The following is a 24,752-nucleotide window of genomic DNA, read 5'->3' as shown; positions in this document are numbered from 1 at the left end:
AAATGGGGGATTAGCTCAGCTGGCTAGAGCGCCTGCCTTGCACGCAGGAGGTCATCGGTTCGACTCCGATATTCTCCACTATTCCTTAAGATTTGAGGGAGATAGTTAATTCAAACAACCAGGAATGCGTTAGCATACTTCGTTTGGTTATCATCGCTCTTAGGTTGTTATATAGGAAAAACGTTCATTGACATATTGGGAAATAAAGAATACGAGAGAATACGAGTAGGTACTTCGGTACCTATTTAAGAATATAAATAAATAAAGGTATTGACGGACTTGTTCTGTTAATGCTTTGAGCACATTAGGTAAAAAGCACATAAGCTAAATAAGGGCGTATGGGGAATGCCTAGGCTCTCAGAGGCGAAGAAGGACGCGATAAGCTGCGAAAAGCTGCGGGGATTGGCACATACAAATCGATCCGCAGGTATCCGAATGGGGCAACCCACTATGTTGAAGACATAGTATCCGCAAGGAGGCAAACCCGGGGAACTGAAACATCTAAGTACCCGGAGGAGAAGAAAACAACAGTGATTGCGTAAGTAGCGGCGAGCGAACGCGCATTAGCCCAAACCAGTATTGTTACGGCAATGCTGGGGTTATAGGACCACGCTATTGGTTGTGAACAGAATTAGAACACTTTGGAAAGAGTGGCCATAGACGGTGATAGCCCGGTATAGGTAATGAACATAAACCATAGTGGTATCCTGAGTAGTGCGGGGCACGAGAAACCCTGTATGAATTTGGCGGGACCATCCGCTAAGGCTAAATACTCCTGAGAGACCGATAGTGAACCAGTACCGTGAGGGAAAGGTGAAAAGAACCGTGAATAACGGAGTGAAATAGATCCTGAAACCATACGCTTACAAGCGGTCGGAGCCCTTTAGGGGGTGACGGCGTGCCTTTTGCATAATGAGCCTACGAGTTACCGTTGCCAGCAAGGTTAAGTCTTTAAGAGATGGAGCCGTAGCGAAAGCGAGTCTTAATAGGGCGCTATAGTTGGTAGTGGTAGACGCGAAACCGTGTGATCTACCCTTGGGCAGGTTGAAGCTGTGGTAACACATAGTGGAGGACCGAACCCGTTGACGTTGAAAAGTCTTGGGATGACCTGAGGGTAGGGGTGAAAGGCCAATCAAACTCGGAAATAGCTCGTACTCCCCGAAATGCATTTAGGTGCAGCGTTGATTTAAAGTTTTATAGAGGTAGAGCTACTGATTGGATGCGGGGGCTTCACCGCCTACCAATTCCTGACAAACTCCGAATGCTATAAAATGTTGATCAGCAGTGAGGGCATGGGTGCTAAGGTCCATGTCCGAGAGGGAAAGAACCCAGACCATCAGCTAAGGTCCCCAAATATATACTAAGTTGAAGAAACGCGGTTGAACTGCCCAGACAGCTAGGATGTTGGCTTGGAAGCAGCCATTCATTTAAAGAGTGCGTAACAGCTCACTAGTCGAGCGGTTCGGCATGGATAATAATCGGGCATAAGTATATTACCGAAGCTATGGATTTCATATTTAAATATATGGAGTGGTAGGGGAGCATTGTAATGGGGTTGAAGGTGTGCTGTCAGGCATGCTGGACTAATTACAAAAGAAAATGTAGGCATAAGTAACGATAATGCGGGCGAGAAACCCGCACACCGAAAGACTAAGGTTTCCTCAGCTATGCTAATCAGCTGAGGGTTAGTCGGGACCTAAGGCGACCCCGAATGGGTTAGTCGATGGACAACAGATTAATAGTTCTGTACCTGCCCCACGTTAAAAGTGACGGAGGCGAAAAGTTAGTGCGTACTGACGGAATAGTACGTTGAAGCCAGTGGTAACACGGCGATAGTACACAAAAGCTTCGGCCGGCGTGATAATCTAGCAAATCGACTTCCAAGAAAAGCGAGTGGTGGCAGCCCGTACCGTAAACCGACACAGGTAGTTGGGATGAGAATTCTAAGGTGCTCGAGAGATTCATGGCTAAGGAACTAGGCAAAATAGACCCGTAACTTCGGGAGAAGGGTCGCCCATCTTCGGATGGGCCGCAGTGAAGAGGTCCAGGCGACTGTTTATCAAAAACACAGGGCTCTGCTAAATCGAAAGATGATGTATAGGGCCTGACACCTGCCCGGTGCTGGAAGGTTAAGAGGAGATGTTAGCTTCGGCGAGGCATTGAATTGAAGCCCCAGTAAACGGCGGCCGTAACTATAACGGTCCTAAGGTAGCGAAATTCCTTGTCGGGTAAGTTCCGACCTGCACGAATGGTGCAACGATCTGGACACTGTCTCAGCCATGAGCTCGGTGAAATTGTAGTATCGGTGAAGATGCCGATTACCCGCTGTGGGACGAAAAGACCCCGTGCACCTTTACTATAGCTTAGTATTGACTTTGGACAAGTGATGTGTAGGATAGGTGGGAGACGTTGAAGCAGCATCGCCAGGTGTTGTGGAGTCATTGTTGAAATACCACCCTTTACTTGTTTGAAGCCTAACCCCTGAACAAGGGGGACAATGCTTGGTGGGTAGTTTGACTGGGGTGGTCGCCTCCAAAAGAGTAACGGAGGCTTCTAAAGGTTCCCTCAGCACGCTTGGTAACCGTGCGTAGAGTGCAATGGCATAAGGGAGCTTGACTGAGAGACATACAGGTCGATCAGGTACGAAAGTAGAGCATAGTGATCCGGTGGTTCCGCATGGAAGGGCCATCGCTCAAAGGATAAAAGGTACGCCGGGGATAACAGGCTGATCTCCCCCAAGAGCTCACATCGACGGGGGGGTTTGGCACCTCGATGTCGGCTCGTCACATCCTGGGGCTGGAGAAGGTCCCAAGGGTTGGGCTGTTCGCCCATTAAAGTGGCACGCGAGCTGGGTTCAGAACGTCGTGAGACAGTTCGGTCTCTATCTACAGTGGGCGTTAGAAATTTGAGTGGATCTGACTCTAGTACGAGAGGACCGAGTTGGACTGACCTCTGGTGCACCAGTTGTTCCGCCAGGAGCATTGCTGGGTAGCTACGTCGGGAAGGGATAAGCGCTGAAAGCATATAAGCGCGAAACCCACCACAAGATGAGATTTCTTTAAAGGATCGTGGGAGACTACCACGTTGATAGGTCACAGGTGTAAAGGCAGTAATGTCATAGCCGAGTGATACTAATAATCCGTAAAGCTTAGTGCGGTTCCGGTCTTGCAAGAGACCGGAACGAAAAACCTATGTTGTAAAAAGTATTCTGGTATCACTCTATTCTTTATTTCCTTATATGTTAACGTTATTACCCGCTATGCGGGAGTTAATTAGTGATCAGAGAATAGTTAATTGGATCTCTTCCAATTCACTAATCCCCAATCACAAGTTAACTTATAATTTAAGGTGGCTATAGCATCGGGGCTCACCTCTTCCCATTCCGAACAGAGAAGTTAAGCCCGTTAGCGCAGATGGTACTGCTGTATTGTGGGAGAGTATGTCGCCGCCTTGTTTTTGAAAGACCTTTACTGAAAAGTAAAGGTCTTTTTTTGTTTTATACATTTAAGTACTACTGTATTGTAGGAGCCCCGATAGCTATCGGGGGTCGCCGAATTGTTTTTGAAAACCCTTCATCATATCGATGAAGGGTTTTTTTTGTTTTATACTTTTTAGGAGAGAGATACTAGATATGAGACGTGAGATATGAGATAATGGGTAAACCTTTAATCTCAAGTCTCATATCTATCCCGATAGCTATCGGGACTAATATCTACGGTGGCTATAGCATCGGGGCTCACCTCTTCCCATTCCGAACAGAGAAGTTAAGCCCGTTAGCGCAGATGGTACTGCTGTATTGTGGGAGAGTATGTCGCCGCCTTGTTTTTGAAAACCCTTCATCATATCGATGAAGGGTTTTTTTTGTTTTATAGTACTCTATAAGCACGTATCGAAAGATAGGTGCTTTTTTTATGCAATAAAGTCAAGGAAATCGACGCGGATTGCAAATCCGCGCCATCAGCCTATCGAACCCATAAATCGGGAAAGTGTTAGCTCTCATTTGTATTCCGGGCATTATCAAATCTGTTTCAAATAATTACCACAGCACTTGTAAATCCGCGCCTACTTTCTTACAAATCCCCGCTTTCTCCAAGCCCTCTTCACACATCTTCATCGTCAATGAACGGTCTTCACATTTTGTTGAGCAAAGTTATAGAATGTGAAAAGGTGGTATTTTCCCTACTGTTATTTCCGGGATAATTTGTGTTATTTAGGGTAATTATAAAATGAAAACAGATTTGTAAAGCTTTCCCAATCAGGCTGTTATAAGTCTTTATTGAATGCCCTTCCGGCCCTGCTGGAAAAACCTTCCCAACATAATATTTGTTATTGGGCTTCCCTAATAGTCCGGACTAAAGAACTTATTTACTTATTCTTTCCCCGTAGAATATGTTGTATTCCTCCCTCTATTATGTGTTTACAATGTTTAATGATTTAAAAAATTTTTCTTTTTGCACAACCCAAACCTACATTCTAAAATCACTTGCGCATGACAATATTACTAACCTTTTAAAATAACTATTATGAAAGATTTTACGATCGATCTTGTTCTGACAGGATCAAATGACGGAAAATGGTGCAAAAAGTGGAAAAATCAATATATTTTTCCACTTTTTACAGCGGTTCTTTTGCTAATTCCATTTAATGATATTTTTGCCCAAAAGAACACTGCTGAAAATGTTCAGGGAGTTGCACCGGTAATTACGCCCCATAACATTGGAAATACTATCTGGGGTTTTGAAATTGACGGTAATGCAAAAGTTGATACTTATGGTGATTGGTTTGGACTTCCAAGCCAGGATGAAGGCTTAAGTTTATTTATGAGTGATCTTGATGACACAAAATTTAATGGCCTAGATCCGGTCTTTGATTCCAATTATCAGGAAGGTGTAATGTCTTTTTTCTTGAGAGATGACATTTCAAATTTAGATCCAACTGTATTCGATGGTAGTAATAAAATTGATCATGATCCTAATACTTACACATGGAAGGTAGGATCAGTACCCACTAAAAATGAAATTCAAACTGTTGCGGTTCATTTTACATATGGTGCAGAAACACATCCAGCATGGCCTGGTGGTACTTACACAAATGGAGACGATCTTTGGATCCTTTTTGCAGGAGATAGAGAGGATATTAATGGTAGTAGCTATATTGATTTTGAACTCCTGCAACAAACCTTGACCAAAAATCCTGATGGGACCTTTACTTCCGCCGCCTCTCCTTTAACAGGAGGTAGAACAGAAGGAGATTTATTGGTCACTTTAGAATTTACCCAAGGGGGAGCTGCAGCAAAAGTCGTGGTAAGGGAATGGAAAGAGGTTGGAGGAAAGTATTTGTATGTCCTGGCGACTTTAGATACTTCTGCAAAGTTGAATGGGATTTTTGCTTCAGTCAATGTATTAGAAACAATAGTACCCTGGTCAGTTTATCATACTGAACCAATTTCAACTAATCCTAATTTATATCAGTATCAAATTAACCAGTGGGCTGAAGGAGCAGTAAACCTTTCCGCATTTTTCCCACAGGACGATGATCCTTGTTTCCAAATAAGCACGCTGTTTATTAGAACCAGAACATCCGGTAATTCAGGTCAATCTGTATTAAAAGATTTTCCGGGTGACCCAATTCAACTTAATTTAAATCTTTCCCCTGCGGTTGCTATAGGAAATACAGATGTTAGTTGTAATGGCTCAGCAGATGGGTATGTAACAATAACTTCTGCCAGTGGATACGATAGATTAGATCTTTATAAGGTGGTTGGAAATCCAGATGATGACCAGAATGGGGAAACAAATGATACTAAAGAGGATTCCAATACGGACGGAAGTGATTTTTCTGGGCTTAAACCTGGAAGTTATTATGTTGTTGCTGTTAAAGAAAGTGGAAATTCTGAATGTCCTGCAATTAGTAATGTTGTAATTATTAGTGATCCTGCAGCCTTGAATTTAGCGATCACCTCAACTGGTATCAGTTGTAATGGTGCCAATGATGGTATTTTATCACTTGATGGATCCGCTAATCCTGCCAATGACACTTTTGATAGTTATGTATTATGGAAAGTTGTTGGAAACCAGGATGGCGCAGGGAATACTGAAACAGATGATGTTTCCCAAGGGTCAGTAACCCCTGATGGCAGTGGAGTCTTCAAGAGCAATATGAGTGCTGGTACTTATTATGTAATAGGTAAGAAAGCTTCGGTTTCTCAGTCTTCAATTAGTTGTGAGGCAATGAGTGGCACACAGACTTTCACTGATCCTGCAGCCTTGAATTTAGCGATCACCTCAACTGGTATCAGTTGTAATGGTGCCAATGATGGTATTTTATCACTTGATGGATCCGCTAATCCTGCCAATGACACTTTTGATAGTTATGTATTATGGAAAGTTGTTGGAAACCAGGATGGCGCAGGGAATACTGAAACAGATGATGTTTCCCAAGGGTCAGTAACCCCTGATGGCAGTGGAGTCTTCAAGAGCAATATGAGTGCTGGTACTTATTATGTAATAGGTAAGAAAGCTTCGGTTTCTCAGTCTTCAATTAGTTGTGAGGCGGTGAGCGGAACAGAGACTTTCACTGAACCAAATTGCGCTCATATCTTCCCAACGCAGACAGATTGTGATGAGTATAAATGTATCACTCAAAGCGGAACTCCGACAGACTTTACTCTAAGTAATATTTGTTTAACCATACGGGGAAATAAAGTTCAAAATGCAGTACCTGGGGTGTTCTTTTATTATGCCGATGTGATAGGTAAAGCAGGCTCTACAACAGTTGTAGTAGATCAAACAACAGATCTTAGTCTATACTTTATTGCCCAGAATACATCGAACGTCAGAGTTTTTAGCAACTCATGTGGAGATCTTTCTCCTACAGATGTTACAATATATGATAACAATGCCGGAGCTAATAAAGGAGATGTGAGTATTACTTTTCCATCCGTTGAAGGAGACAGCTATATAATTTCTGTGAAATATGATGTAAAAACGATCGTAGGAGCAGCTAAACCCATTTCGGGTGCCACTGCGAATTTTGAGATGGTTTATGATTCTCATGGAGGAACTGCTGTAGGCGGTAGTGGAGCACAAATAAGTCTAAATTCAGATAAAAAATGTGATCCAAATCCAATTTCAGATCCAGATAGTTGTAGTAGCATCGAATCAAGTTCAACTTCATCGCTGAATTTGGATGAAAGTATTCTAAAATCGCAAACTACGATCGAAAATGGCTTTAATGCGTATCCTGTACCTTTCAGGGAAACATTGAATATTCGGTATGACTTTGATTATGAATCTCCTGCTACTATTCAAATGTTTGATATGCAGGGAAGACTGCTTAGTACTTATAATGAGGCTAATGCATTTAAAGGAAAGGTTACAACTATTAATATAGACTTCAGAACAAGAGCAAGTCAGATTTATATAGTTAAGGTAACTACAGACAGGGAATCATTCTTTAAACAGATTATTTCCGATAAATAATTTTGTAAACTAACTTTTTTAAAAAGAAAAGCAGCCTTCAAGGGCTGCTTTTCGCATTTATAATTAATGAGTTTTATTTGTTCTAAATACTTCCTGAGATCACGAACTTCCGGATCTTTGAGGTGCCTTCATAAATTTGAATGATCCTGGCATCTCTCATTAATTTTTCAACCTGGTATTCCTCAATATATTATAATTATTTATTCAAACTCAACTATACAGAGGGTAAATCCCCTTCTCCTTTGGTTGGAAGGTTTGTTTTTCCCATAAGGAATATATCAATATGGCGTGCAGCTTCCCTGCCTTCAGATATTGCCCAAACAATTAATGACTGCCCGCGTCGCATATCGCCTGCAGTAAATATTTTGGGTATGCTTGTTTTATAATCAGTCCCTGCTTTAATGTTTGTCCTGGTATCTACCTCCAACCCTAACTGATGGCTCAATGTGGCTTCCGGTCCTGTGAATCCCAGGGCCAGTAAAACCAGGTCGCAGGGCCATTCTTTTTCCGATCCTGGGATTTCTTTTAGTTGGGGTCTGCCTTCTTCTGTTTTAATCCACTCGATCTCTATTGTTTTAAGGCCTTTTAAATCTCCATTCTGGTCTTTTACAAATTCTCTTGTAGAAATAGACCAGTTCCTTTCAACGCCTTCCTCATGGGAAGAAGTTGTTTTTAGAGTGAACGGCCAGTAGGGCCATGGATTTTCGCTACTGCGATTGGATGATGGCATTGGCATAATCTCGAAATTAGTAACCGATTTAGCCCCTTGTCTGTTCGAGGTTCCAACACAATCTGATCCTGTATCGCCGCCACCAATTACGATAACATGCTTGTCTTTGGCCGAAAGTTCTGGTATTGGTTCGGCAAGACCAGCAACTATTTCATTGTTTCGCTTAAGAAATTCCATTGCCTGAACCACCCCCTTACTGTCAGCTCCCGGAATGGGCAGGTCCCTTTTTCTGGTAGCTCCTCCACAAAGTACAACTGCATCGAAATCCTTGAGTTTTTCAATCTCATAATTTACTCCAACATTCGCATTGGTTTCAAAAAGAATGCCTTCTTCCCTTAATATTGAAACCCTTCTGTCTATAATTCTTTTTTCCAATTTGAAATCGGGAATACCATACCTTAATAAACCTCCAATTTTAGTATCACGTTCCAATACGGTCACCAAATGACCAGCCCTGTTTAACTGCTGTGCTGCTGCTAGTCCTGCAGGGCCGGAGCCTACCACAGCAACCCTTTTACCTGTCCTGTGCTTTGGTGGATTTGCCTTTATCCAGCCTTCCTTAAATCCGCGTTCCGGGATGTATTTTTCAAGAAGTTCTATGGCAACCGGTGGCTGAATAATCCCCAGAACACAAGCCGACTCACAGGGAGCAGGGCATAATCTTCCCGTAAATTCCGGAAAATTGTTGGTGGAATGAAGTATGTCCAAGGCTTTTTTCCATTCGTTTTTGGACACAGCGGTATTAAAATCGGGTATTAAATTTCCCAATGGGCAGCCGCTATGGCAAAAAGGAACCCCGCAATCCATGCAACGGCTTCCCTGTTTTTTTAATTCTGTATTGTCTGGTTCTTTCTTAAATTCGTTGTAGTTTTTTACGCGGACTTTAACAGCATCAGTTTCCTCTTCCTTTCTGTCATATTCCAAAAACCCTTTTAAATTATCCATTATTATGCTGTTTTTAATTCAATTTCTTCTCTTCTTAATCTTTCCTCTTCCAGTTGTTTCAAGGCCCTCTTGTATTCAACAGGCATTACCTTTGTGAATTTCCCGGAATTTTCTTCCCAGTTATCCAATATTTCTTTGGCAATACCACTTTCGGTATACCTGAAATGATTTTCTATCAGGTTTTTCAATTCCACCTGATCTTTTTCAGAAGGTTTTTCCAATTCGATCATTTCCATATTGAAATTATTCTTGTCTAAAGAACTTTCCGGATTATAGATGTAGGCGATACCTCCGCTCATTCCAGCGGCAAAATTCCTACCTGTTTTACCAAGGATCACCGCGATTCCTCCGGTCATATATTCACATCCGTGGTCGCCAATTCCTTCAATTACTGCTTTGGCACCGGAATTTCTTACGCAGAATCGTTCTCCGCCCATTCCATTGATATAGGCTTCCCCATTGGTGGCACCGTACAATGCCACATTTCCAATAATTACATTTTCGTTGGATTTGAAGGTTGCCAGTTTTGGTTTTTGGACAGCGAGTATAGCACCGCTTAAGCCTTTTCCGAAGTAATCATTGGTATTTCCTTCCACCTTCAGCAAAAGGCCTTTTGTAGAAAATGCCCCGAAACTTTGCCCGGCAGATCCATTGAAATTTAATTGAAGGGTGCCTTCCGGCAAGCCTTTTTCCCCATGGATTTTGGTGATCTCGTTACTTATTATCGCCCCGGTTGTTCGGTTTGTATTGTTGATAGGAAAAGAAAGTTTCAAGCTTTCTTTCCTGTATATCGCCGGATGTGCTTTTCTTAAAATTTCAAAATCCAGGACATTATCCAAATGATGATCTTGTTTTTCAGTATTGTAAAAAGTCCTGCTTTCATCTACTTTCGGCTTATAAAGTATTTTTGAAAGATCTATTCCCTGGGCTTTATAATGCTCAATGGCTCTGTTCATCTCCAGTTTCTGACTTTGTCCAACCATTTCATTCAAATTCCTGAAACCGAGGTCTGCCATGATTTGTCTTAATTCCTGGGCTACGAAATACATGAAATTGATCACATGCTCTGGAGTACCCTTGAAATTTTTCCTTAGTTCCGGATCCTGGGTAGCAATACCAACGGGGCAGGTATTTAAATGACAGGCGCGCATCATGATGCAACCGGAGGCTACCAATGGTGCTGTTGAAAAACCGAATTCTTCAGCTCCAAGCAAACAGGCTATGGCAACATCTCTCCCGGTTTTAAGCTGTCCATCACATTCTACCACGATCCTGCTTCTTAGGTCATTCAATAATAATGTTTGCTGAACTTCTGCTATTCCAAGTTCCCAGGGTAATCCGGCATGTTTCAGGGAAGTAAGCGGTGAAGCTCCTGTACCTCCATCGTATCCTGAAATAAGGACCACATCTGCTTTGGCTTTTGCAACCCCGGCGGCAATTGTTCCTACCCCAACTTTTGATACCAGTTTTACATTAATTCTTGCTTCCCTGTTAGCATTTTTCAAATCGTATATAAGCTGAGCAAGATCTTCAATTGAATAAATATCGTGATGTGGGGGAGGGGAAATAAGACCTACATACGGAGTGGAATTCCTGATCTTTGCAATGTCATGATTTACCTTGGGACCGGGTAATTGACCTCCTTCTCCAGGTTTTGCCCCCTGGGCCATCTTTATCTGAATTTCGGTAGCATTGGTAAGATAATCAATGGATACCCCAAATCTTCCTGATGCAACCTGCTTTATAGCTGAATTCCTCCAGTTGCCATCGGTGCTTTTGTGAAAACGACTGGGATCTTCCCCGCCTTCGCCCGAATTGCTTTTTCCCTGAATGCGGTTCATTGCAACTGCCAGATTCTCGTGGGCTTCTTTACTGATAGCTCCTAAGGACATCGCACCGGTCTTGAACCTTTTTACGATCTCTGTCCATGGCTCCACTTCTTCCAGCGGAATTGGATTGAGTTGTTTGAACTTGAACATTCCCCTTATGGTCATAAGGTTTTCATTTTGGTCATTTATAAGCCTGGCATATTCAGCATAGCTTTCAGGATTATTCTGAATGACCGCTTGCTGAAGTTTTGCAACACTGGCAGGATTAAACATATGTTTTTCGCCATTTCTTCTCCAGCGATATTCCCCTCCAATTTCCAGATCAAGATCTGTTTCGGTTTCTGTATCAGGTTCAAGGAATGCTTTTTCGTGACGTTTCTGAATTTCCTTTTCCACTTCATATAATCCAATTCCTTCAATACGGGTGGTTGTATTGGAAAAATACTTGTCGACGAACTTTTTATTGAGTCCAAGTATTTCAAATATCTGCGCCCCCCTATAGGAATGCAGTGTTGAAATACCAATTTTGTTCATAATCTTAAGAATTCCTTTGCCTATGGCAGTATTGAAATTTTCAACAGCTTCTTCAGCATCAAACATTTCAATTTCCTTTTCGGCTACCAGTTTATGGATAATTTCATTAACCATATAAGGGTTGACAGCACTTGCGCCATACCCAAACAACAAGGCAAAATGATGTGGTTCCCGGGGTTCTGCAGATTCTATCACTATTCCAAAAGAAGACCTTCGGTTGTGTTTCTTTACCATATGATGTACAAAAGAACACGCCAGAATGGATGGAATAGGTGCGAGTTTTGGATTTACATTTCTGTCTGAAAGAATTATAATATTACATTTATCATCTACCGCAGCATTAATTTCGATTATCATTTCATCAAGACGGGTTTCCAGTCCGTTAAGACCTTTTTCAACCTCATATAATATGGAAATAGTTTTACTTTTAAATCCGGGCTGATCTATATATTTTATTTTATCCAGATCTTCATTGGAAATAACCGGATTTTGAATGCGTAACTTTTTACATTGCAGCGGAGAAATATTGAAAATATTCCGGTCTTCACCAATTGCAAGGCTAATATCTGTAACGATTTCTTCCCTAATCCCATCAAGGGGAGGGTTTGTTACCTGTGCAAATAATTGCTTAAAATAGTTAAATAGCAATTGAGGCTTGTCTGAAAGTACTGCAAGTGGAGTGTCTGATCCCATGGAGCCAATCGCCTCTTTTCCCTGAGTGGCCATTGGGGTAATTATAGTCCCGATATCCTCCAGGGTATAACCAAAAAGCCGTTGACGTGTTTTAAAATCTATTTTCTCTACCGGGGTTTTGTTTCCTGTATACGGAACTTTAGAAAGCGGGAGCAAATGTTCATCGAGCCATTCCCTGTATGGAAGCCGGTTTACAATTTTGGTTTTTAATTCTTCATCTCCAATTATCCTGCCTTCATTCATATCTACCAGGAACATTCTACCCGGTTCCAGCCTTCCGTGAAGTTCTACATTTTCTGGTGCGATATCCATAACTCCGGTCTCGGAGGCCATTACCACATATCCATCTTTTGTAAGGGTGTATCGTGATGGCCTTAAACCATTTCTGTCTAAAAGTGCACCGATGTAATTTCCATCGGTAAACGGAATTGATGCCGGGCCATCCCAGGGCTCCATAATACAGGCATTGTATTCGTAAAAAGCTTTTTTATCATCGGTCATGGAAAGATTTCTTTCCCAGGCTTCAGGAACCATCATCATAATCGCTTCTGGCAACGATCTTCCAGTATGCAGAAGAAATTCCAAAACCATATCCATGGAGGCAGAATCAGATTTTCCTTCAGCAGTAACAGGAGAAATTTCCTTTAGGGAATCTCCAAAAACAGGGCTTTCAAAAAGTTCTTCCCGGGCCTTCATCCTGCTTAGGTTTCCTCGCAGGGTGTTGATCTCTCCATTGTGGCACATATATCTAAAAGGTTGTGCCAAATCCCAGGTTGGGAAGGTATTTGTGGAAAATCGCTGATGTACCAACGCAAGTTTTGTAACTACCAGTGGATCGTTTAAATCCGGATAATAGATATTGATATCCTGGGGCATTAGCAGGCCCTTATAAATAATGGTATTGGTGGATAAACTTGGTAAATAAAAATAATCTGCTTCTGAAAGTTCCGATGCCGCAATTTTATGTTCTGCAATTTTTCGTGCTGCATAAAGCCGGGAATTGAATTCCTCCTTTGAAAGATCTTCATCCTTTCCTATAAAAATCTGTTGAACATAAGGTGCGGTTAAGGCAGCGATACTTCCAAGACAGGATTTATCCACAGGAACATCTCTCCAGCCAATAATCTTCAGTTTTTGATTCCTTATTTTTTCTTCCAGCTGTGATTTGCAAATTTCACGCTGATTTGCGGAGGGTGGAAGAAAAACCATTCCCACCGCATATTCATTGAATTCCGGAAGTTCAAATTCGCACTCCTTTTTAAAGAAATCATGAGGGATTTCTATAAGGATACCTGCCCCATCTCCCGTTCTTCCATCGGCACTAACAGCACCCCTGTGCTCTAAACGAATCAATATATCAAGTGCCTTATGAATTATGTCGTTGGTACGCTTTCCTTTTAAATTGCAAATAAATCCTGCTCCACAATTATCATGCTCAAATTCCGGGGAGTAGAGTCCCTGTTGCTTTGGTTTCATATGTAAAATTTTATTATTTCGACTTCGCTCAATACAAGCGTTTTTTTAATGGTCACCCGAACTAACGGGAGCAATTCGCATATCTTCATCGGTGTTTGTATAGAGTTTCCGATATGCTCATTTCATATAATTTATATTAATATATAATCGCTAAAATATCTAAACAGTTGCTAATAACGAAAGTATTATTCATAAATAATGTATTAAATTCATTAATATGATTTTAGTGACTGTAAAATGATAATATCATAATTAGATGTATGTATTTTGAGAATTTGATAACAGGGAATATGGTCAAAAAATATTGAAATGCAAAAAGCAGCCTTTTTGGGGCTGCTTTAGATTTTATAAAAAGAGTATTTTATTTTTTCAGGATGCTTCTTGAAATAACGATTTTTTGAATTTCAGACGTTCCTTCATAAATCTGAGTGATCTTCGCGTCCCGCATAAGGCGTTCTACGTGATAATCCTTAACATACCCATTTCCACCGTGAACCTGAACCGCTTCAACCGAAACATCCATGGCTACTTTAGAGGCGTATAACTTGGCCATAGCTCCAGAAAGGTCGTAATCTCCTCCATTATCCTTATCCCAGGCTGCTTTCATTACCAAATGTCTTGCGGCTTCAATAGAAGTATGCATGTCTGCAAGTTTAAAGGCGATTGCCTGATGGTTGCAAATTTCGGTGCCAAAGGCTTTTCTTACCTTGGAATATTTCAAAGCCAGTTCATAAGCGCCGGCTGCAATTCCCAAAGCCTGGGCTGCAATTCCTATTCTTCCGCCGGAAAGGGTTTTCATCGCAAATTTGAATCCGAAACCATCTACTCCTATCCTGTTTTCTTTTGGGACTTTCACATCATTAAAATGCAAAGAATGCGTATCGCTCCCGCGAATTCCCAGTTTGTTTTCCTTGACCCCAATTTCAAAACCGGCCCAGGTTTTTTCAACTATAAAAGCATTGATTCCGTGATGTTTTTTCTCCCGGTCGGTTTGAGCGATCACCAGGTAGTAATCGGCTGAATTTCCATTGGTGATCCAGTTTTTTGTTCCGTTGAGAATATAATGGTCTCCTTTATCTATTGCCGTGGTTTTTTGAGAAGTAGCATCGCTACCGGCTTCAGGCTCTGAAAGACAAAAGGCGCCCAGCTTTTCTCCGGTGGTTAATTTTGCTAAATATTTTTCTTTTTGCACATCATTGGCATAGGTGTCCAAGCCCCAACATACCAAAGAATTATTTACAGACATCACTACAGAGGCTGAAGCATCTATTTTTGAGATTTCTTCCATCGCCAGAACGTAAGCTACGGTATCCATTCCGCCACCGCCATATTCCGGAGAAGCCATCATCCCTAAAAATCCAAGTTCACCCATTTTTTTAATCTGAGCAGCAGGAAATTCCTGCTTGTCATCCCGTTCTATCACACCCTCTAATAATTCACTTTTAGCAAAATCCCTTGCTGCATCACGAATCATTAGATGTTCTTCTGTAAGTTTAAAGTCCATTAAGTATATATTTTTTGAAAAATCAATTTTTTGACAACAAAGATAAGTTTTTGAAGCCTATTATTCAGTAAAGAATAATTATTTTTGAGAATATGAAAAAAAATGAATTTAAGGTGCTTGGAGTAATGTCCGGCACATCGCTGGATGGAATTGACCTTGCATACCTGCATTTTAACAAGCAGCAGGCTTGGGAATTTCAGATAATAACTTCTGAAACCGTTCCTTATACTTCAGAATGGAAGAAGAAATTAGGACAGGCTATCAATTTCAATATTGAAGAGTTGAAGGCTCTGGATGAAAATTATACTACTTACCTGGCGGGAATTATTTCAGAATTTATTAAAAAACATGAAATTACAGATCTTGATGCAGTTTGTAGCCATGGTCATACGGTTAAGCACGAACCCGAAAACGGCATTACGCTTCAAATAGGAAACCTTCCGGAACTGGCTATGCTCACAGGGCAAACAGTGATTTGTGATTTTCGTGTTCAGGATGTGGCTTTGGGCGGACAGGGTGCTCCGCTGGTTCCTGTGGGAGATGAATTGCTGTTTCCCCAATACAGCTACTGTTTAAATCTTGGCGGATTTGCAAATATTTCAACTTCTGAAGGAGGAAAAAGAATAGCCTACGATATTTGCCCCGTGAACACGGTGTTGAATTATTATGCTGAAAAACTTGGGTTTGAATATGACAAAGATGGGGATATTGCAAGATCGGGCCACCTAAATCCCCAGTTGCTGGAGGAACTGGAAGCCTTATCTTTTTATAAATTGCCGCCACCAAAATCACTGGGAATAGAATGGGTTAATGAAGAGGTTTTTCCTGTTCTGAAAAAATATGAAAGTGATATTCCTTCTGTTTTGCGCACCTATTGTATGCACATAGCTTTGCAAATTTCGAAGGAACTGGGGAACGATGCTGCTTCAGAAGTTTTGGTTTCCGGAGGGGGCTGTTTTAATGTGTTTTTAATTCAGCAACTAAAGAAAATGACCAGCACCAAACTTGTAATCCCTCCAGTAGAAATTATCAATTATAAAGAAGCACTCATTTTTGGTTTTCTTGGAGTGCTTCGGCTAAGGGAGGAAATCAATATTTTGAGTTCGGTAACCGGGGCAATGCAGGATCATAGTTCGGGAATGATATATTTGCCGTCATAATATAGCCCGAAATGAAATTAAAACTGCTTTTTTTAAGCTTATTATACAATTAAAAACCCGGAAAAATATGTGTTGATTTTTATTCCTTAAAATTCCGAATTTATCAGGAAAGGGGGCTGTTAGTTTTTTATATTTGCGAACAAACTGAATAATACATGAAAGAATTACTGAATTTATACGAAAACAAGCAACCTGAAATAGTTTTTAACTGGAAAGACCGGGAAACTGAAGCTGAAGGCTGGACTGTTATAAATTCCTTACGAGGTGGCGCTGCAGGCGGGGGAACCCGTATGAGAAAAGGGCTTGATATGAATGAGGTGCTTTCCCTGGCTAAAACCATGGAAGTGAAATTCACTGTTTCCGGACCAGCTATTGGAGGTGCAAAATCTGGAATCAATTTTGATCCTGCCGATCCCAGGAAAAGAGGTGTTTTAGAGCGTTGGTATAAAGCGGTTGCCCCTTTGTTAAAAAGTTATTACGGTACGGGCGGCGACATGAATGTTGATGAAATCAATGAAGTTATTCCAATAACCGAAGAGTGTGGGGTATGGCATCCCCAGGAAGGAGTCTTTAATGGCCATTTTCAGCCAAGTGAAGCCGATAAAATCAACCGGATTGGTCAGTTGCGGCACGGAGTGATTAAAGTTCTGGAAAATTCGCAGTTTTCTCCGGATATAAGCAGAAAATATACGGTTGCCGATATGATTACCGGGTACGGCGTTGCCGAAGCTGTAAAACATTATTATGATATTTACGGAGGTGACCTGGTTGGTAAAAGAGCCATCGTACAGGGCTTTGGAAATGTAGGCTCTGCCGCGGCATTTTATCTTTCGCAAATGGGGGTGAAAGTTATAGGGATTATTGACAGAGTGGGCGGATTAATTAATGTGGATGGCTTCTCTTTTGAAGAGGTCAGGGATTTATTTTTGAATAAAGATGGGAATGCTTTAAAACACCCCAACCTGATTCCGTTTGAAGAAATGAATGAAAAGATATGGAGCTTAAATGCAGAGATTTTCGCACCTTGTGCAGGTTCCAGACTGGTGAATCAATCTCAGGTTGAGCAGCTTATTGAGGGTGGATTAGAGGTGATATCAAGCGGAGCAAACGTTCCTTTTTCAGATAAAGAAATATTTTTTGGTCCTGTAATGGAGCATATAGATGAAAAAGTAAGCGTTATACCCGATTTTATCGCAAATTGTGGGATGGCCCGCGTTTTTGCTTATTTCATGGAGCGAAAAGTTCAAATGACAGATGAGGCAATTTTTAACGATACTTCCATCACCATAAAGAATGCGATACAAAACACCTTCGATCATAACAGTTCAAAAACAAATATTAGCCGAACTGCATTTGAAATTGCGTTAAAACAGCTTGTATAATTTAATTTTTTTACAATTAAAAATAGTTTCTCACGTTACACTTAAAAACCTAAATCAATTTATGCTATACTTTTTCCAGCAGGATGACCTGGCACAAACAGCCCTAGAGGTGGAGCCGGTCGTAGAAGAAAAAACCCTTTCGATGTTTGATTTGATGATGAGTGGTGGCCTGGGTGGCCAGATTATTATCGGTATTTTATTTGTGTTACTGTTTGTAGCAGTTTACATTTATTTTGAAAGGCTTTTTGCAATCAAGGCAGCTACGGAAGTAGATCAGAATTTTATGCTTCAAATAAAGGACAGTGTTTTGAACGGGAATATCGAAGCTGCAAAGATACGATGTGCCCAAACAAATTCCCCGGTTGCCAGATTGACCGAAAAAGGAATTTCCAGAATTGGGAGTCCTTTGGAGGATATCAATACGGCCATTGAAAATGCAGGAAGGCTGGAAGTGTATAAACTGGAAAAAAATGTGAGCATCCTGGCAACAATTGCAGGTGCTGCACCTATGATTGGGTTCCTTGGAACTGTAATTGGTATGGTATTGGCATTTCACGCACTTGCAACAAGTAGTGGCCAGGCTGAAATGGGAGTTCTTGCTGAAGGTATTTATACCGCGATGACAACTACAGTTGCCGGATTAATTGTTGGTATTATAGCCTATATAGGATATAACCATTTAGTTGTAAAAACCGACAAAGTAGTGCATCAAATGGAAGCTTCCACGGTAGATTTCCTTGACCTGCTAAACGAACCTGCTTAATATGAACTTAAGAAGTAGAAATAAAATTAGCGCCGATTTTAGCATGAGCTCCATGACAGATATTGTTTTCCTGTTATTGATTTTCTTTATGCTTACCTCTCCGGCGATCACGCCGGAAGCTCTTGATTTAATCCTGCCAAAAGCAAGCGGTAAAACAACCACCGTTCAAAATATATCGGTAAGTATCACCAAGGACCTTCAATTCTATATCAATGATAAACGCGTTAGCAGTTCAGCCTTGGAAGGATTGCTTAAGCAAAAATTGGTGGGAGTAGAAGACCCAACGATTATTTTACGCGCAGAAGAAGGAGTGCCGATTGAAAAAGCGGTAAACGTGATGGATATTGCAAACAGAAACAGGTACAAAATAGTACTTGCGGTGAAGCCCGAAAAGACAAATTAATATTTAGAACCAGAAATAAGTGAGCCTTATAGATACCAAACACGAAAAGAAATCTCTTGCCATCACGGTAACCCTGCACGTGTTGCTTATTTTATTGTTGATTTTTTTCGGATTGAAATATCTGGATCCCCCACCGGAAAATGGCATCGCCATTAATTTTGGAACTTCTGAAGTTGGTTCAGGAGAAAATCAGCCTACAGAGCCGGTTAAATCTGCTCCTAAACCTACCACTAGTCCGGTTGTTTCTCAACCCAAACCGGTAGTGGAAGAAGTGGTAACCCAGGAAAATGTGGAAGCCCCGGTTATTGAAAAGAAAGCAGAAAAAAAACCTGTTGTTCAGCAAAAACCTGTGGAGCCTAAAAAAGTGGAGCCTGTAAAACAACCGGATCCCACACCCGAAAAATCTACTTCCGATGCGCTTAGCAGTATTTTAAACGGTCCAAGAAGTGACGGAACTGCCACTGGCGGGGAAGGAAACGACCAGGCCGCAGGCGATAAAGGAAGCAGGGATGGAGATCCCAATGCCAGTTCTTATTATGGAAATGGAATGGGGCTGGATGGAGATGGGAATTACCGGTTAGGTGGAAGACGTGCTTTAAATAAAGAACGAATTGTTCAGGATTGTAATGAATCTGGTCTTGTGGTTGTTCAAATTGAAGTGAATCAAAGCGGGCAGGTTACTAAAGCAATCCCGGGCGTTAAGGGAACTACCAACAACAATCCTTGTTTGACAGATCCCGCCAGGCGTGCAGCCCTTGCAACAAGATTTAACAGCGATTCCAAAGCTCCTTCAAAGCAGGTGGGAACAATTACCTATAACTTTAAATTATCTGAATAGTGCCAAATTATTCTCAAACTGTGGAATGGATGTTTCAGCAGTTGCCCATGTATCAGCGAATTGGCGCCGATGCGTTTAAAAAAAACCTCACCAATATTCTTGGTTTTTCTGAAAAACTAAACAACCCACATCTTAATTTTAAAGCTATCCATGTAGCCGGAACCAATGGAAAAGGATCCACCAGCCATATGATGGCGTCTGTTTTACAGGAATCCGGATATAAAGTGGGCTTGTACACTTCACCTCATTTAAAGGATTTCAGGGAGCGGATACAGATTGATGGGAAGGAAATTTCTGAAGCTACCGTGATCCGGTTCATAGATGAGAACAGGTCGTTTTTAGAGGATCATAAGCTTTCTTTCTTCGAGATGACAGTTGGGATGGCTTTTGATCATTTTAGCCGGGAAAAAGTGGATATCGCCGTCGTAGAGGTTGGATTGGGTGGCAGACTGGATTCTACAAATATTATCACCCCAATCCTTTCAGTTATCACCAATATAGGGATGGACCATGTGCAAATGCTTGGAGATACCCTGGAGGAGATCGCATTTGAAAAGGCAGGCATTATCAAACCCGGAATTCCTGTTGTTATTGGAGAAAACCAGGTGGAAACCAAAGCTGTTTTTAATGAAACTGCCAGGCGATTAAATTCAGAAATTATTTTTGCTGAAGATCTTAATGCTGAAAACTATTCTTCAGACCTCACGGGGGATTACCAGACAAAAAATATACAAACCGTTGTAACTGCAATCCGGAAATTAAATAAGAACGGATTTAATATTTCTGAAGAAAACATTTATAGAGGCTTGCTGAAGGTTAAAGAAAATACAGGATTGCGCGGCAGATGGGATATTTTGCAAACAAACCCCAAGGTGATATGTGATACTGCCCATAATGCCGAAGGACTTGTTTATGTGATGAAGCAATTATTGAAAGAGGATTTCAGGAAATTGCATATAGTTCTTGGGGTTGTAAGTGATAAGGATCTGGAAAAAATACTGCCATTATTCCCAAAAGAGGCAACTTATTATTTTTGTCGACCAAATGTTCCAAGGGGAATGGATGCCGATTATTTAAGAGATGAGGCATTGAAATATGAACTTATTGGAAGTGTATATTCTTCAGTTTCAAATGCCTATCAAAAAGCTTTGTCGGAAGCACAAAAGTGTGATGTAATATATGTTGGAGGCAGTACGTTTACCGTTGCAGAAATAATTTAATTTTTATTTAAATTTTGTTTGTGGTATTCAAAAAGTAGCCTATATTTGCATCCGCAATCAAGCGATAGCGGGCAATTAGCTCAGTTGGTTCAGAGCACCTCGTTTACACCGAGGGGGTCGGGGGTTCGAATCCCTCATTGCCCACATAAAGAAAAAGACTTCCGAAAGGAGGTCTTTTTTGATTTTAAGGCATTTTGGTGGATCAAGACCAAAAGTTGTGTGATTTTCCAACCTCTTTTCCATAATTCCCTGGTTTCAGGGCAGGAACAGCAAGTTGCGGTTTTTCATAAACTCAAGAACACAATCACTTGTTCCTTTTTTAAAATGAAGCCCGGAAGCGAAAAACCGATGTTGTAGCACGTTAATTATTAGTCAATAAAAATATATATTTTGCGGGTACATTATTATTTTCAAAAATTAATGGTTTCAACGGTTTGAAGGTGGATAAATCAATTTGAAAGTATTTCTTATATGGTTTGTTACCAATAAAAATTGATTCAATACCTCCGTTTTTATCAGCATAAATAATAATTGGTAAAGGAAAAGTATAAGTTATATTTTGAGTTTTTAAAGCCTTTTTTATTTTTTTGACATTAAAATTTGTATTTTCTATTTGTCCTAGATAGTACCCAGTTCCAATTGTCAAATCTTTGTCCATTTTTGCATTAATTGCCCGAACTTGTTTTCCAATATATTTAAATTTTTGAAGGAGGTTTTCCGATTTTTCTGAATCTGATGTTGCTATGGGAAGATTAACAGTAACAGTTTCAATATCGTTTTTTAATATGTTAGATAAATCCGTTCAATAGTCCCAATTACCTAAACTAATTCTATTTACCCCGCTTATTGATACAACTTTCCCATTTTGAAACATATATTTAAGAATGGAAGTGTCTTTAGAGCTAATAATTAATTGTAATTCATTTTCAAAACCTTTTGAAACTTTAAAGCTGCTTTTATTGAATTCCTTCAATGGTATTTCATAAAGCGATTGATAAAAATGAATTTCTCCATTTTTTGAACTTCTTAAGTCTTGAACAATTAAATTATTATTTATAGAGTCAACTTTAAAATAAAATGTTTTTATGGTGTTAAATTCAGGTGCTCTTACCTCATTGGTGGGAGGAAGGTTATTTAATATTTGAAAATTTTGTCCAAACAGAAGATTTATATTTATTAGAAAAGTCAAAGCAAATATCAATTTAATTTTTTCTCTCATAGTGTTAGGATTACCTTAGTATGAACCCGGGAATAACGGCAATTTCATTATTATTCCTTTTTTAGAATATGTTTGGAAGATTAAAAATAAAAAACCTGTAAAGCCTTATAAATAGGGCAAATACAGGTTTTTAAAGTACTCGAGGCGGGACTTGAACCCGCACATCCGAAAATACTGGATTTTGAATCCAGCGCGTCTACCAATTCCGCCACTCGAGCTTGTGGAAGGCAAAACTATAAAAATTTCCCTTTGCAACACGGTTTTTTCTGTTTTTTTTACAAACAGCTTAAGCACAGGCTGAAGTGATTTTTTAATTTTTTTTCATTGTTGTCCGGTACACATTTTTGTTAAAGCTGAGACCATACCTCCATTGGGCGATCACATGAAATTTTTAGAAATAGACCTTACTTTTATAAATTTTACTGATAATTAAAGTGTTCTGAAAAAAATAGAAATCATAACTAAATGTTTATCGGTTAATTAAAATTAAGTCTTGGTTCTTGATTCTTTACCGGACAGTACTGAATTTTTTATTCCGGTTATGGGATTATTGCAAAAAAAAGTAGCAGTTTATATTCTGCAATGGTTTGCCATTAACCATAAATAAAAACTTGTTTAATCCCTCATTGAGGATTTAACCCGCCTGACGGACGGGCAGGTTCCCGTAGGTTTTTGATTTCAGAACTTACTTCAGCTCGATCTGGTCAATTTCAAGCCGGAAATCCTCTGCCGTTTTATTTCCTATTAAAAACCGAATTTCCTGAATCTCATCGGCTGAAAAGTTAGGTATATTCATTTTTTCCCCGCGGTACACCGGTTCCATTTTATATAGCGGAACCTCCACGGTTTGCCAATCTCCGGTAGTTTTAATAGTGTATACGTAGGAAGCCCTGTCTTTTAAATCAAATTTTATTCTGAACTGATAATCCTTTCCGTCCCCTTTCAAAATAATAAGCGCTTTTTTATAAGCCTTGATATCTTTAGGCGCAAAATGATAATGCACCGAAGCGAATCCTCCATTGTTTTCCAAAGTAACAGTGCCTTTAAAAATGGCATTCCCTTCAACGCTGCGTTCCAGTTTACTGAAAGAATTTCCTCCCATCACTACATCATTTTGTACTTCCCAACCCGACCAATTATCAGCTGAACTAAAGTCAAAAAGGAGTAATCTGCTCATAATTTAATGGTATTAGGATTAAAAGGTATAGCTGTTGAAACATTTCTGTTTTAAAGTTAAGATTTTTCTGATGAAAAACCATATTGGGATTTAAGGATGGGAGTAAATTCCCCTTTCTTTATGGGGTCCTTGCTGCAATCCTAACTTTTAACAAGAAGTAGCTTCTGCCAAAGCCCTTTCTGAAAGAATAAATTTATAAATTTGGGGTCACACAACATAAGCACAACAAAAAACCCTCAAACACAACACAACCATGTCAGAAGCCACTACCGAAGCCAAAATTTTTAGCTGTACGCAAAGCACAGAATTATCTGAAAAAATTGCCGCTGCATTCGGCACAAAACTGGGAAAGGTAATTACCAGTACCTATAGCGATGGCGAATTTCAGCCATCTTTTGAAGAATCGGTTCGGGGATCCCGGGTTTTCATAATTGGTTCCACGAATCCCGGAGCCGATCACCTTATGGAGATGCTCCTTATGCTGGATGCGGCAAAAAGAGCTTCGGCAAGACATATCACCGCGGTACTTCCTTACTTTGGATGGGCCCGTCAGGATAGAAAAGATAAACCCCGGGTTCCAATCGCCGCAAAAATGGTAGCCAGTATTTTGGAAACCGCAGGTGCAACCAGGATCATCACGATGGATCTTCACGCCGATCAAATCCAGGGATTCTTTGAAAAACCTGTAGATCACCTGTACGCTTCTACCGTTTTCCTACCTTATTTAAGAAGTCTCAATCTTGACAATCTTACCATCGCTTCCCCGGATATGGGAGGTTCTAAAAGGGCTTATGCCTATTCCAAGGCTTTGGAAAGCGACGTGGTGATTTGTTATAAGCAACGCGCAAAAGCCAATATAATCTCCCATATGGAACTAATTGGAGATGTGACCGGGAAAAATGTGGTTTTGGTAGATGATATGGTGGATACCGCCGGAACACTTTCCGCTGCTGCAAATCTTATGATGGAACGCGGAGCCATAAGTGTACGTGCTATTTGTACACATCCTGTGCTTTCCGGAGAAGCATACGAACGGATTGAAAATTCAAAATTAGAGGAGTTGATCGTTACCGATTCTATTCCGCTGAAAAAGGAAAGCAGAAAAATAAGGGTTGTAAGCTGTGCCGATTTATTTGCCGATGTCATGAAAAGTGTACATCATAACAAATCGATAAGCTCCAAGTTTATTATGTAATTCAAAGTTAAAAAGTTCAATGGGATTGTTTGATAAGGTAAAGAACATTGTAGGTTTGAAATTTGGGATCTAAAAACAGGCTTTGTAGTGCTAGGTTCTGGTTCCCTGCTCTTTTTTAACTCTGGGTTTTTTTAATCTTTAACCTTTAACCAACTCATAATAAGTGCCTAATGGTTTTTTTTCCCTTAGGTTGCATTTAAAAT

General features: G+C 40.4%; 14 protein-coding genes, 3 tRNA genes, 3 rRNA genes and 1 pseudogene. 13 read left to right on the top strand and 8 right to left on the bottom strand.

What is annotated here, in order from left to right:
• Positions 1 to 4: 4 nt before the first annotated feature.
• The 5 genes from ACKGJN_RS01070 to ACKGJN_RS01050 all read left to right on the top strand — a co-directional run bounded on the left by ACKGJN_RS01070 (position 5) and on the right by ACKGJN_RS01050 (position 7,481).
• Positions 5 to 78: transfer RNA gene (locus tag ACKGJN_RS01070), tRNA-Ala, on the top strand.
• A 238-nt stretch (positions 79 to 316) separates the two neighbouring features.
• A 23S ribosomal RNA gene (locus ACKGJN_RS01065) occupies positions 317 to 3,156 on the top strand.
• Between the two features lie 188 nt (positions 3,157 to 3,344).
• A 5S ribosomal RNA gene (gene rrf, locus ACKGJN_RS01060) occupies positions 3,345 to 3,454 on the top strand.
• A 259-nt stretch (positions 3,455 to 3,713) separates the two neighbouring features.
• Positions 3,714 to 3,823 (top strand): 5S ribosomal RNA (gene rrf, locus ACKGJN_RS01055).
• A gap of 700 nt (positions 3,824 to 4,523) precedes the next feature.
• Positions 4,524 to 7,481: a T9SS type A sorting domain-containing protein gene (locus ACKGJN_RS01050; protein WP_409537560.1), complete on the top strand. Its 2,958-nt coding sequence runs from the start codon at positions 4,524 to 4,526 to the stop codon at positions 7,479 to 7,481.
• Positions 7,482 to 7,563: 82 nt separating this feature from the next.
• On the opposite strand, the pseudogene ACKGJN_RS01045 reads toward ACKGJN_RS01050, so the two are convergent.
• From ACKGJN_RS01045 to ACKGJN_RS01030, 4 genes and pseudogenes are all read right to left on the bottom strand, one after another.
• Positions 7,564 to 7,671: pseudogene (locus ACKGJN_RS01045) on the bottom strand (acyl-CoA dehydrogenase family protein); the annotation flags it as partial.
• A 24-nt stretch (positions 7,672 to 7,695) separates the two neighbouring features.
• Entirely contained in the window at positions 7,696 to 9,156 is a 1,461-nt protein-coding gene (locus ACKGJN_RS01040) for a glutamate synthase subunit beta (protein ID WP_409537559.1), read from the bottom strand.
• A 2-nt stretch (positions 9,157 to 9,158) separates the two neighbouring features.
• Positions 9,159 to 13,688: a glutamate synthase large subunit gene (gene gltB / locus ACKGJN_RS01035; RefSeq protein WP_409537558.1), complete on the bottom strand. Its 4,530-nt coding sequence runs from the start codon at positions 13,686 to 13,688 to the stop codon at positions 9,159 to 9,161.
• A 361-nt stretch (positions 13,689 to 14,049) separates the two neighbouring features.
• Entirely contained in the window at positions 14,050 to 15,192 is a 1,143-nt protein-coding gene (locus ACKGJN_RS01030) for an acyl-CoA dehydrogenase family protein (RefSeq protein ID WP_409537557.1), read from the bottom strand.
• 92 nt (positions 15,193 to 15,284) lie between these two features.
• On the opposite strand from ACKGJN_RS01030, the gene ACKGJN_RS01025 reads away from it, so the two are divergent.
• From ACKGJN_RS01025 to ACKGJN_RS00995, 7 genes are all read left to right on the top strand, one after another.
• Positions 15,285 to 16,352: an anhydro-N-acetylmuramic acid kinase gene (locus ACKGJN_RS01025; RefSeq protein ID WP_409537556.1), complete on the top strand. Its 1,068-nt coding sequence runs from the start codon at positions 15,285 to 15,287 to the stop codon at positions 16,350 to 16,352.
• A gap of 155 nt (positions 16,353 to 16,507) precedes the next feature.
• Positions 16,508 to 17,734 (top strand): Glu/Leu/Phe/Val dehydrogenase dimerization domain-containing protein, encoded by a 1,227-nt coding sequence (locus tag ACKGJN_RS01020; RefSeq protein WP_409537555.1) that lies wholly within the window; start codon positions 16,508 to 16,510, stop codon positions 17,732 to 17,734.
• Positions 17,735 to 17,795: 61 nt separating this feature from the next.
• The gene (locus tag ACKGJN_RS01015; protein WP_409537554.1) at positions 17,796 to 18,497 is read left to right on the top strand and encodes a MotA/TolQ/ExbB proton channel family protein; all 702 of its coding nucleotides are present in this window, start codon (positions 17,796 to 17,798) and stop codon (positions 18,495 to 18,497) included.
• A 1-nt stretch (position 18,498) separates the two neighbouring features.
• Positions 18,499 to 18,900, top strand: a complete 402-nt coding sequence (locus tag ACKGJN_RS01010; protein ID WP_409537553.1) for an ExbD/TolR family protein — start codon at positions 18,499 to 18,501, stop codon at positions 18,898 to 18,900.
• A gap of 19 nt (positions 18,901 to 18,919) precedes the next feature.
• Entirely contained in the window at positions 18,920 to 19,738 is an 819-nt protein-coding gene (locus ACKGJN_RS01005; RefSeq protein WP_409537552.1) for an energy transducer TonB, read from the top strand.
• Positions 19,738 to 20,958, top strand: coding sequence for a bifunctional folylpolyglutamate synthase/dihydrofolate synthase (locus ACKGJN_RS01000; RefSeq protein WP_409537551.1), 1,221 nt, complete (start codon positions 19,738 to 19,740; stop codon positions 20,956 to 20,958). Before ACKGJN_RS01005 ends, ACKGJN_RS01000 begins: the two co-directional genes overlap by 1 nt.
• 69 nt (positions 20,959 to 21,027) lie before the next feature.
• Positions 21,028 to 21,102 (top strand) — tRNA-Val (locus ACKGJN_RS00995).
• 217 nt (positions 21,103 to 21,319) lie between these two features.
• Here ACKGJN_RS00995 and ACKGJN_RS00990 read toward each other — a convergent pair.
• The 4 genes from ACKGJN_RS00990 to ACKGJN_RS00975 all read right to left on the bottom strand — a co-directional run bounded on the left by ACKGJN_RS00990 (position 21,320) and on the right by ACKGJN_RS00975 (position 23,354).
• Positions 21,320 to 21,616, bottom strand: a complete 297-nt coding sequence (locus ACKGJN_RS00990; RefSeq protein WP_409537550.1) for a hypothetical protein — start codon at positions 21,614 to 21,616, stop codon at positions 21,320 to 21,322.
• 144 nt (positions 21,617 to 21,760) lie between these two features.
• Positions 21,761 to 22,177: a hypothetical protein gene (locus ACKGJN_RS00985; RefSeq protein WP_409537549.1), complete on the bottom strand. Its 417-nt coding sequence runs from the start codon at positions 22,175 to 22,177 to the stop codon at positions 21,761 to 21,763.
• Positions 22,178 to 22,313: 136 nt separating this feature from the next.
• A tRNA-Leu gene (locus ACKGJN_RS00980) sits at positions 22,314 to 22,395 on the bottom strand.
• A 467-nt stretch (positions 22,396 to 22,862) separates the two neighbouring features.
• The gene (locus ACKGJN_RS00975) at positions 22,863 to 23,354 is read right to left on the bottom strand and encodes a CIA30 family protein (RefSeq protein ID WP_409537548.1); all 492 of its coding nucleotides are present in this window, start codon (positions 23,352 to 23,354) and stop codon (positions 22,863 to 22,865) included.
• A gap of 253 nt (positions 23,355 to 23,607) precedes the next feature.
• Here ACKGJN_RS00975 and ACKGJN_RS00970 point away from each other — a divergent pair, with 253 nt between their 5' ends.
• Complete coding sequence (locus ACKGJN_RS00970; RefSeq protein ID WP_409537547.1) at positions 23,608 to 24,549, top strand: ribose-phosphate pyrophosphokinase; 942 nt, start codon at positions 23,608 to 23,610, stop codon at positions 24,547 to 24,549.
• The last annotated feature ends 203 nt before the right edge of the window (positions 24,550 to 24,752 follow it).

Source organism: Gillisia xinjiangensis, assembly GCF_046298265.1.
Classification (GTDB): domain Bacteria; phylum Bacteroidota; class Bacteroidia; order Flavobacteriales; family Flavobacteriaceae; genus Gillisia; species Gillisia xinjiangensis.
The sequence above is the reverse complement of the archived record's forward strand: the minus strand, read 5'-3'. Positions and strand labels throughout refer to the sequence as shown.